We start from the raw sequence: 8,736 nt of genomic DNA on the forward strand, positions 1-8,736 counted from the left end.
TGCTGACAGCGGGCCCGGCGGGGCTTGGGCCGGAAGGGGGCGATCCCGGGACGATCGGCCCTGGGTTTCGGGGGCCTTCCCTGCGGAGCCGGTCCCCGGTGGTTCAGCGGCCTTCCTGACGGAGCCGGTCCTGGGCCTGGGTGGCGATCACGGCGGCCTGGATGCGCCGCTCCACCCCGAGCTTGGCCAGCAGGCGGGAGATGTGGTTCTTCACCGTCTTCTCGGCGAGGAAGAGCCGCCGGCCGATCTGCCGGTTGGTCAGGCCCTCGCCGATCAGGGCGAGGATCTCCCGTTCCCGGTCGGTCAGGCCCGGCAGGGCGTCCGGTTCCTCCTCCTGCTGCTGCCCGCCGCGCAGCCGGGCCATCAGCCTGGTGGTGGCGCTCGGGTCGAGCAGCGACTGGCCCGCGGCGACGGTCCGCACGGCCGAGACCAGGTCGGAGCCCTGGATCTGCTTGAGGACGTACCCGGACGCGCCGGCCATGATCGAGTCCAGCAGTGCCTCCTCGTCGTCGAACGAGGTCAGCATGAGACAGGCCAGGTCGGGCAGTCGTGAGCGCAGTTCCCGGCAGACGCTCACGCCGTCTCCGTCGGGCAGGCGTATGTCGAGGACGGCCACCTGCGGTCGCAGCGCCGGAACGCGGACCAGGGCCTGCTCGGCCGTGGACGCCTCGCCGACCACGCTGATGTCCGGCTCGTCGTCGAGGAGGTCGCGCACCCCCCGCCGTACCACTTCGTGGTCGTCCAGCAGGAACACCCGGATCGGGCTGTCGGGGCCCGGCCGCTCGCCGTCCGCCATCGCAAGCTCCTCACTCCTGCACTCCGCGCCGGCTTCCACGGTCCGGCCTCGGTTTCGAGATCCTCCCCCGCTCCCGGGCCGAAGAGCCAGGGCCGGTCGGCCCCGATCTGCGCGTGGCGCCCCTTCCCGCCTTCCACCGCGGGGACCGGTTCGGCCTCGGACCCGGGACACCCGGCCCCTGCCCCGAGGGCGTGCGCCCACGGCAGGCTGTCCGGACCGGCAGACCCGCAGGCCTGCCGGACGGCGGACGTGAAAGGGCGTGGGCGCGATGGCCCGCATCGTCGGCGAGGTGATGACCCGCGAGGTCGTCGAGGCCCGCCGTGAGACATCGTTCAAGGAGGTGGCGCGGCTCCTGGACGAGCACCGCATCAGCGGGCTGCCCGTGGTCGACCACGACGACAAGGTCCTGGGAGTGGTCTCCGGCACCGATCTGATCCGCCGTCAGGCGAAGCGGCCCGCGAACCGGCACGCTCCCACCGCGGGGGACCTGATGTCGACGCCGGCGATCACGGTGCACCCGGAACAGCGGGTCGCGGACGCCGCGCGCGTGATGGAACGCCACGGCGTCGAGCGGCTGCCGGTCGTGGACGAGGAGGACCGGCTGATCGGCATCGCCACCCGCCGCGACCTGCTGCGTGTCTTCCTGCGCACCGACGAGGAGATCCGCCGGGAGATCCTCGACGAGGTGTTCACCTCCGTGCCGCCCGCGCCGGAGCACGGCGTGACCGTCTCGGTCGAGGACGGCACGGTCACCCTCTCCGGGCACCTGGAGCCGGGCGCGGACGTCCCGCTCGTGATCCGGCGGACGTGGCGGGTGGACGGCGTGGTCGGCGTCGTGAACGGTCTGGCGTGAGAGAGTCGGGGCCGATCGGGCCGGGACGAGGGCCGAACGGCCCTTACCGCACGTGCCGCCCCGCGGTTCCAATGGCGGGCAGCAGTGAGCCGTCAACCCTACGGAAACCCGCCATGCGCCTCGACAACACCCAGCCGGTCCCGGTCGGGCCGCGCCGGAGCATCGAGCTCGACAGTCACGAAGCCCTCCGACTGCTGGGCAGCGTGTCCGTGGGACGGATCGTTTTCACACGGCACGCGCTGCCCACCATCCGGCCCGTCAACCACGTCCTCGACGACGGCGACATCGTCATCCGCACCCACGAGGGCGCGGCCCTGACCTCCCGTACCCGCGAGTCCGTGTCCCCGGGCGTGGTCGTGGCCTACGAGGCCGACACCATCGACCCGGACACCCACCTCGGCTGGAGTGTCGTGGCCACCGGCTTTGCCCACCTGGTGACCGATCCGCGCGAGCTGGCCCGGTATCAGCGCCTGCTGCATCCCTGGGTGCAGCAGACCATGGACTACGCGGTCCGTATCCGGCCCGACCTGGTCACCGGCATCCGCCTCACGGACGCGGACGCCAGCCGGTCGCCGCGCGGCTGAGGCGCGCCGGCGCTGGGGACCCATGGCCCCGAAGCGCGCCCCGAGCGGCCCTCGCAGGCCTCGGCGTGCCGCGGCCACGCTGGACTTGGGCCCCCGGGTCGCCGCCGCGGCGCCACGGGCCGAAGGAGCTGATCGCCATGACGACCCTGGCGGAAACCCCGGACCGTCCCGTGCGGGTGAACGCGGTGCTCGACGCGCCGCTGTCCCGGTGGCTGTGGCTGGTGAAGTGGATCCTGGTGATCCCGCACTACGTGGTGCTGTTCTTCCTGTGGATCGCCTTCACCGCGGTGAGCGTGGTCGCGTTCTTCGCCATCCTGTTCACCGAGCGCTATCCGCGGTCCCTGTTCGACTTCAACCTGGGTGTGCTGCGCTGGAGTTGGCGGGTGGCGTACTACTCGTACGGTGCCCTGGGCACCGACCGCTATCCGCCGTTCAGCCTGGGTGAGGAGCCCGACTACCCGGCGCGGCTGGACGTCGCCTACCCCGAGCGTCTGTCGCGCGGACTGGTGCTGGTGAAGTGGTGGCTGCTGGCCGTCCCGCACTACATCGTCATCGGGTTCTTCCTCGGCGGCTGGCACCTCGGCTGGTGGGACGGCGGTCTGGTGGCGGTCCTCGCGCTGATCGCCGCGGTGACCCTGGCCTTCACCGAGAAGTACCCGCGCAGTCTGTTCGACCTGATCCTCGGGCTGAACCGGTGGGTGCTGCGGGTGGCCGCCTACGCCGCCCTGATGACGGACGTCTATCCGCCCTTCCGGCTCGACATGGGCGGCACCGAGCCCCTCCCGCCCGAGGACCGGTCGTGATCGCCCTGCTCGTCGGGGTGTTCCTGGTCGTGCACGGGCTGCTGCACCCCGGTGTGTGGACGGCACCCCAGCAGCAGCCCGGCGGCGCCCCGGCCCCGTTCGCTCCCGGCCACTCGTGGCTGCTGGCGTCCGCGGGCGTCGCCCCGGCTCCGGCCAGGACGGCGGCGCTCGCGCTCGCCTGGTACACGGCACTCGTGTACGCCGTCGCCGGCGGCGGGGTGATGGCGGGCAGCGGATGGTGGCCCACCGCCGCCCTGCTCGCGGCGTCGAGCGCGCTCGTGCTCAAGGCGGTCTGGTTCGACCCGTGGCTGAGCGTGGGTGTGCTGCTGGACGTGGGCGTCATCACCGCGGTGACCGCGTCCTGGCCCGCCTCGCTGTACTGACCTGTAGCGACTCGCTGTACCGATCCACGCGGAGCCGTCGAGGCGGGCCCTCGGCGGCTCAGTCGTGCGGCACCACCGCGACGGGCGCGACGGCATGCTGGAGCGCCGCATGGGTCACCGGACCGATGTGGCCGCCGACGGCCACGCGGCGGATCCTGCGGCCGACCACGACGAGTGCGGCATCCCGCGAGGCGTGCACGAGATGGCGACCGGCACTCCCGATCACGGCCTGCTCGCGCACCTCGACACCGGGGAACTTCTCCCGCCAGGGCGCCAGCACCTCGGTCAGCCGCTCCCGCGCCTGCTCGGCCAGTTCCTCGTTCAGCCCGGCGTCCATCGCTGCGCCGTAGCCGTAGACGGCGGCCAGGCTCCAGCCGTGGACCACCCGCAGGCCCGCCGCACGGCGCTGGGCGGCCTCGAAGGCGAAGCCGACGACGGCGTCGGCCGGGTTCTCCAGGTCGAGTCCCAGCACGACGTCGCGGTACGGCGTGGTGGTCGCCGCGTCACCGCCGGCGTCCGGCAGACGCTCGTCCTCGGCGCGCTCCCCGGCCCGGACCAGGACGACGGGCCGCTCGGTGCGGGCCACGACCGCGAGGGCGACCGATCCGACGACGAAGCCGGCGAACGCGCCGAGCCCGCGGGAGCCGAGGACCAGCAGCTCGGAGTTCTCGGCCGCGGCCAGCAGGGCCGCGACCGGCTGGTCCCCGCTCAGCCCGACGCTGATCGGCAGCGCCGGGTGGCGGCGGGCGAGCCGCGACCGGGTCTCCTCCAGCAGCTTCTCGGCCCAGGGCCGCTGCGCGTCGAGCGCGCCCGGGGCGGGGATGCCGGCGAACGGCGCGTAGGTGTAGGCCGGTTGTTCCATGCCGTACACGAGGCGCAGGTCCGCCCCGCGCTGCTCCGCCTCGCGCGCGGCCCAGTCGGCGGCGGCGAGGCTCTGCGGGGATCCGTCGAGGCCGACAGTGATGGTGGGCATTGTGGGGTCCTCCTTCGGGGATGCCAGGCCAGTCTCCGGGGCGGCGCGAGTGGTGCAGGAGGGGCCGCAGGTCCCTGCCGGGGACCGATCGGCCCTCGTCGTACGGCAGTTGATCCGGCCTCGGCTGCCGCGCCGGTGCTCAGGCGGGCAGGGCCGGGCGGACGAGCGTGCCCGAGCGGCCGTGCACGATCGCGTCGGCCGCGTCGAGGGCGCCGATGGCGGCGAGACCGCCGGTGCGTTCGACGAAGCGGGCGGCCGCCTCGGCCTTGGGGCCCATCGAGCCCGCGGGAAGACCGGCCCGGCGCAGCTCCCCGGGAGTGGCGTCGAGGACGGCCCGCTGCCTGGGCGTGCCGAAGTCGGCGTAGACGTTGGGCACGTCGGTGAGGATGAGCAGGAAGTCGGCCCTGAGGTCCTCGGCAAGCAGGGCGGCCGTCAGGTCCTTGTCCACGACGGCCTCTATGCCGGCCAGCGCACCGCAGTCCTTGTCGGCGACGACGGGAATCCCTCCGCCGCCGGCGCAGATCACCAGGGTGCCGGCGGTGAGCAGTGCGTGGATCGTGTCGGTCTCCACGATCCGCTCGGGCGTAGGCGAGGCGACCACGCGCCGCCAGCCGGTGCCGTCCCGGGCGATCTGCCAGCCGCGCTCCAGCGCGAGCGACCTGGCCACGTCCAGCGGGTACACCTGGCCGACGAACTTCGTCGGATGGCGGAACGCGGGATCGTCGGCACGTACGAGGGTGTGGGTGACGAGCGCGGCGACGCGGTGCCCGGGCAGCGCGTCGTGCAGGGTGCGCACCAGGAGGGAGCCGATCATTCCCTGGGTCTGCGCGCCGAGCAGGTCCAGCGGGCAGGGGGCGCTCAGGGTGGGGTCGGAGGCGCTCTCCATGGCGAGCAGGCCGATCTGCGGGCCGTTGCCGTGGGTGAGGACGACCTCGTGTTCGTGCGCGAGCGCGGCGATCGCGCCGGCGACCCGGTCGATGTTCGCCGACTGGACGGCGGCGTCGGGGCGTTCGCCGCGGTGAAGCAGGGCGTTGCCCCCGAGGGCGATCACGATCCGCACGGTTCAGTCCTCCAAGGTGGCCACGAGAACGGCCTTGATGGTGTGCAGCCGGTTCTCCGCCTGGTCGAAGACGAGGGACGCGGGCGAGGAGAACACCTCGTCGGTGACTTCGAGCGCGCTCAGCCCGTACAAGTCGACCCAGGCGACCGCGATCGCCGCGTTCCCGGCCCACGCGGTGATCCAGTACGACCAGGCGTTGAGGAATCCGGCGAACTCCCCGAAGGCCTCACGCGCGTAGGCGTACGGCCCACCGCTTGCCGGGACGCGAAGGGACAGCGCTCCGAAGGTCACCGCGAGGGCGAGGGCGCCGAGGGTGACGGCGACGAACGCCACGAGGGAGATCGGGCCGTACGGGGCGAGGGCGGAGGGGAGCGCGAAGACGCCGGTGCCGATGATGCTGCCGATCACGAGTGCGGACGCGGCGGGCAGTCCGAGCGCGGCGCGGGGAGCGGATCCCGGTTCGGTCCGTCTGGGTGTGGGCATGGCGAGGCTCCTCGTGCGGGTCGCTTGCGTTCTGGTCTCTTCGAGATCGATCCTTCTGCTCGGCCCGGACCGCGGTGAGCGGCCGCAGGTCCCGCCGCGGACCCATTGGTCCCCTGGCCGGCTCCCCGATCGGCCCTGACGCGGCGAGCGCGCCGGACGCCTTCGCTCCGGGAGTCCGACCGGCAACGGGCCGCGCGGCCCCGACGGTGCCCCGGGCGGCCCCTGCTGCGTCCGGCCGCGCGGCACGACGCTGGAGGCGACCGCTCGAAAGGAGCGGCACCGTCTGCACGGAGCCAATGTCATGATCACCGCAGCCGTCGTACTCCAACTGCTGATTCTCGCGGGCGCGTTGTACGACACGGCAGCCCTGCTCGCCCCGGCCGACGGCCGGCGTCCGTGGTGGCGCCGACGCCGACTACGGCGCACGGCACTGGAGACGGCGGAGCAACGGCTGGTCGAACAGCGGCTGCGCGGCCGGATCGACGCGGCGGCGTACCGGGAAGGGATGCGCTCCGTCGCGGACCGCAGGCTCTCCCGGACGGGCAGGCGTGACGCGCCATGAGGTTTCCGGAAGGACCCCACCGGCCCCGGAACAGGGCCGGTCGCCCCTGCTGTGCACCTGACGACGGAGTGATCCTTGAGTCGGGCGAGGTGCCGGGCACGGATTCCGCAAGGGGTTCCCCCGTCCCCTTCGGAGACGGCACCGCGCCAGGGGGACGGCCCTTCACGGGGTCGTGGCCGCACGTGGGTCGTCGGCCGCGTGCCCGCTCCGGTCTCGCATCGGCGCGGGCACGTCCCCCGCTCCGCCCGGCCCCGCCGTCCCCACAGGGCCGAGCGGGGAGGACGGCGGGGCCGTACGGCCCCGGGCGGGCACGGGCCGTGGGACCAACCGGCCCGAGTCATGGGGCCGGAGGGCCCCTCTTCGGCCCCGAGCCCCCGATCGCGGGCGAAACGCCGGCGCGCCACTGCTACACAGAAAGCCGCCGCGCGTTCGACGCGGTCAACCCTCACCCCCGTCCCCTGCCCGGGAGGCGCCATGCTGTCCGCAGAGTCCGCCGCCGTCGTACGAGCCACGCTGCCCGCGGTGGCCGGAGCGCTCGACGAGATCACGACGCGCTTCTACGCGGCGATGTTCCGGGACCGGCCCGAGCTGCTCGACGGGATGTTCAACCGGGGCAACCAGGCCAGCGGGGCCCAGCGGCAGGCCCTGGCCGGGTCGATCGCCGGGTTCGCGACCGCCCTGCTGGACAACCCGGATGTGCGGCCCGACGCCCTGCTGGACCGGATCGCGCACAAGCACGCGGCCGTCGGGGTCACCGACGACCAGTACACCGTCGTACACAAGTACTTGTTCGGTGCGATGGCCGAGACCCTCGGCGACGCCGTCACCCCGGCGGTGGCGGCCGCCTGGGACGAGGTGTACTGGCTGATGGCCGGAGCGCTGATCGGCCGGGAGGCCCGCCTCTACCAGGAGGCCGGTGTCGAGCCGGGCCGGATCTGGCGGCAATGGACTGTGGTCGAGCGCCGCACCGAGGCCCCGGACGTGGTGTCCTTCCTGCTCCGCCCGGCGGACGGCCGGCGGGCGCCACGGGCGCGGGCGGGCCAGTACGTGAGCGTGCGGGTGCGCATGACCGACGGCGTGCACCAGGCCCGTCAGTACAGCCTCTCCTCGGACCCGGGCAGGGAGCTGCGCCGCATCACCGTGAAGCGGGTGGCCGCCACGGCCGCGGCGCCGGGCGGTGAGGTGTCCAACCTGCTGCACAGTCAGGTCCGCGTGGGAGACCGGCTGACGCTCTCGGCGCCCTTCGGCGACGTCTTCCTGGACGGCCGGGCCGCCGACACCGGCCCGCTGGTTCTGATCTCGGCGGGCATCGGCTGCACCCCGATGACCGGCATCCTGGCCCACCTCGAAGCCAACAGCTCGGCCCGCCCGGTGCTGGTCCTGCACGCCGACCACTCCCCCGCCGACCACGCGCTGCGCACCGAGACCCGCGAACTCGTCGCCCAACTGCCCGGCGCCCGCACGGACTTCTGGTACGAGCACCCCGGGCCGGAGGAACCGGACGCCCGGGTGGGCCTGATGGACCTCTCCGGGGTCGAACTCCCCGAAGGGGCAACGGTGTTCCTGTGCGGCCCGCTGCCCTTCATGCGCGACGTCCGCGCACAGCTGATCGGCGCCGGGGTTCCGGCGAGGCGCATCCGGTACGAGGTCTTCGGCCCCGACCTGTGGCTGCCCGCCACCGCCGCCTGAACGACACCGCACCTGAGAGGAAAGGGGTCAGCATGACCAGCGACAACACCCAGGCCGGGTCCACGGTACGGCTGCGGTTCGACGGCCCGGTGGACCAGGAGACCCGCACGTACGCGCGGACGAAGATCGATGCCGTCGTCGGCCGCTCCGGACTGCCCGCCGTCACCGGTGAGATACGCATCGTGCGAGCGGGCGCCCGGCACGCCGAGTGCCCGTGGCTGGCCACGGCCGACCTGCACGTCGGCGGCCGGCAGGTGATCGTCGCCGCCGAGGAGTCCACCGGGCAGGAACTCGTCGACCGGCTCCAGGACCGGCTGCGCCGGCAGACCGAGAAGGCCGCGCGCGCCTGGGAGGCCGGGCACCGCGCGACTCCGCCGTGGCGCGGCGGTGACAGCCGGCCGGCGTAGGTCCCGGGGAGCACAGGCCCGGGGGGGGGGCGGGCGCCGCCCCGGTGTTTACCGGGGGGGCCCCCCGTGGGGGGGGGGGCGGCCGGGCGCCCGCCGGGGGCCACGGGCCACACAACCGGGGGGGGGGGGCCGCGAACAGGTGG

At 73.8% G+C, this 8,736-nt stretch carries 11 protein-coding genes and 1 pseudogene; 7 read left to right on the forward strand and 5 right to left on the reverse strand.

Annotated elements, in window-relative coordinates:
• Positions 1-103: 103 nt before the first annotated feature.
• Positions 104-796, reverse strand: coding sequence for a response regulator transcription factor (locus tag ABZ848_RS29975; protein ID WP_360836896.1), 693 nt, complete (start codon positions 794-796; stop codon positions 104-106).
• 268 nt (positions 797-1,064) lie between these two features.
• Here ABZ848_RS29975 and ABZ848_RS29980 point away from each other — a divergent pair, with 268 nt between their 5' ends.
• The 4 genes from ABZ848_RS29980 (at position 1,065) to ABZ848_RS29995 (ending at position 3,419) form a co-directional block, all read left to right on the forward strand.
• Entirely contained in the window at positions 1,065-1,649 is a 585-nt protein-coding gene (locus ABZ848_RS29980) for a CBS domain-containing protein (protein ID WP_360836898.1), read from the forward strand.
• 113 nt (positions 1,650-1,762) lie between these two features.
• Positions 1,763-2,233 (forward strand): pyridoxamine 5'-phosphate oxidase family protein, encoded by a 471-nt coding sequence (locus tag ABZ848_RS29985; protein ID WP_360836899.1) that lies wholly within the window; start codon positions 1,763-1,765, stop codon positions 2,231-2,233.
• A 137-nt stretch (positions 2,234-2,370) separates the two neighbouring features.
• Positions 2,371-3,036, forward strand: a complete 666-nt coding sequence (locus ABZ848_RS29990; RefSeq protein WP_360836901.1) for a DUF4389 domain-containing protein — start codon at positions 2,371-2,373, stop codon at positions 3,034-3,036.
• The gene (locus ABZ848_RS29995; protein WP_360836903.1) at positions 3,033-3,419 is read left to right on the forward strand and encodes a hypothetical protein; all 387 of its coding nucleotides are present in this window, start codon (positions 3,033-3,035) and stop codon (positions 3,417-3,419) included. Before ABZ848_RS29990 ends, ABZ848_RS29995 begins: the two co-directional genes overlap by 4 nt.
• Positions 3,420-3,477: 58 nt before the next feature.
• Here the strand turns inward: ABZ848_RS29995 and ABZ848_RS30000 are convergent, their stop codons facing one another.
• From ABZ848_RS30000 to ABZ848_RS30015, 4 genes and pseudogenes are all read right to left on the reverse strand, one after another.
• A complete protein-coding gene (locus ABZ848_RS30000; protein ID WP_360836905.1) occupies positions 3,478-4,392 on the reverse strand; it encodes a universal stress protein in 915 nt (304 codons plus the stop codon).
• Positions 4,393-4,531: 139 nt separating this feature from the next.
• Positions 4,532-5,452 carry a carbamate kinase gene (locus tag ABZ848_RS30005; protein ID WP_360836906.1) on the reverse strand — a complete coding sequence of 307 codons (921 nt, stop codon included), beginning with the start codon at positions 5,450-5,452 and terminating at the stop codon, positions 4,532-4,534.
• Positions 5,453-5,455: 3 nt separating this feature from the next.
• The gene (locus ABZ848_RS30010; RefSeq protein ID WP_360836931.1) at positions 5,456-5,584 is read right to left on the reverse strand and encodes a hypothetical protein; all 129 of its coding nucleotides are present in this window, start codon (positions 5,582-5,584) and stop codon (positions 5,456-5,458) included.
• Between the two features lie 3 nt (positions 5,585-5,587).
• Positions 5,588-5,935, reverse strand: a pseudogene (locus ABZ848_RS30015) (amino acid permease); the annotation flags it as partial.
• A 301-nt stretch (positions 5,936-6,236) separates the two neighbouring features.
• Between ABZ848_RS30015 and ABZ848_RS30020 the strand changes: the two are divergent.
• From ABZ848_RS30020 to ABZ848_RS30030, 3 genes are all read left to right on the forward strand, one after another.
• Positions 6,237-6,497: a hypothetical protein gene (locus ABZ848_RS30020; protein ID WP_360836908.1), complete on the forward strand. Its 261-nt coding sequence runs from the start codon at positions 6,237-6,239 to the stop codon at positions 6,495-6,497.
• A 474-nt stretch (positions 6,498-6,971) separates the two neighbouring features.
• A complete protein-coding gene (locus tag ABZ848_RS30025; protein ID WP_360836909.1) occupies positions 6,972-8,186 on the forward strand; it encodes a globin domain-containing protein in 1,215 nt (404 codons plus the stop codon).
• Positions 8,187-8,218: 32 nt separating this feature from the next.
• A complete protein-coding gene (locus ABZ848_RS30030) occupies positions 8,219-8,593 on the forward strand; it encodes a hypothetical protein (protein WP_360836911.1) in 375 nt (124 codons plus the stop codon).
• The last annotated feature ends 143 nt before the right edge of the window (positions 8,594-8,736 follow it).

The organism is Streptomyces sp. NPDC047081, from assembly GCF_040643775.1.
GTDB lineage: Bacteria > Actinomycetota > Actinomycetes > Streptomycetales > Streptomycetaceae > Streptomyces.

Bases quoted from the DNA above. Each gene is read 5' to 3' on its own strand.
- ABZ848_RS29985 (WP_360836899.1), top strand. From the start codon at position 1,763: ATGCGCCTCGACAACACCCAGCCGGTCCCGGTCGGGCCGCGCCGGAGC.
- ABZ848_RS29990 (WP_360836901.1), top strand. From the start codon at position 2,371: ATGACGACCCTGGCGGAAACCCCGGACCGTCCCGTGCGGGTGAACGCG.
- ABZ848_RS30025 (WP_360836909.1), top strand. From the start codon at position 6,972: ATGCTGTCCGCAGAGTCCGCCGCCGTCGTACGAGCCACGCTGCCCGCG.
- ABZ848_RS29975 (WP_360836896.1), bottom strand. From the start codon at position 796: ATGGCGGACGGCGAGCGGCCGGGCCCCGACAGCCCGATCCGGGTGTTC.
- ABZ848_RS30020 (WP_360836908.1), top strand. From the start codon at position 6,237: ATGATCACCGCAGCCGTCGTACTCCAACTGCTGATTCTCGCGGGCGCG.
- ABZ848_RS30030 (WP_360836911.1), top strand. From the start codon at position 8,219: ATGACCAGCGACAACACCCAGGCCGGGTCCACGGTACGGCTGCGGTTC.
- ABZ848_RS29980 (WP_360836898.1), top strand. From the start codon at position 1,065: ATGGCCCGCATCGTCGGCGAGGTGATGACCCGCGAGGTCGTCGAGGCC.
- ABZ848_RS30000 (WP_360836905.1), bottom strand. From the start codon at position 4,392: ATGCCCACCATCACTGTCGGCCTCGACGGATCCCCGCAGAGCCTCGCC.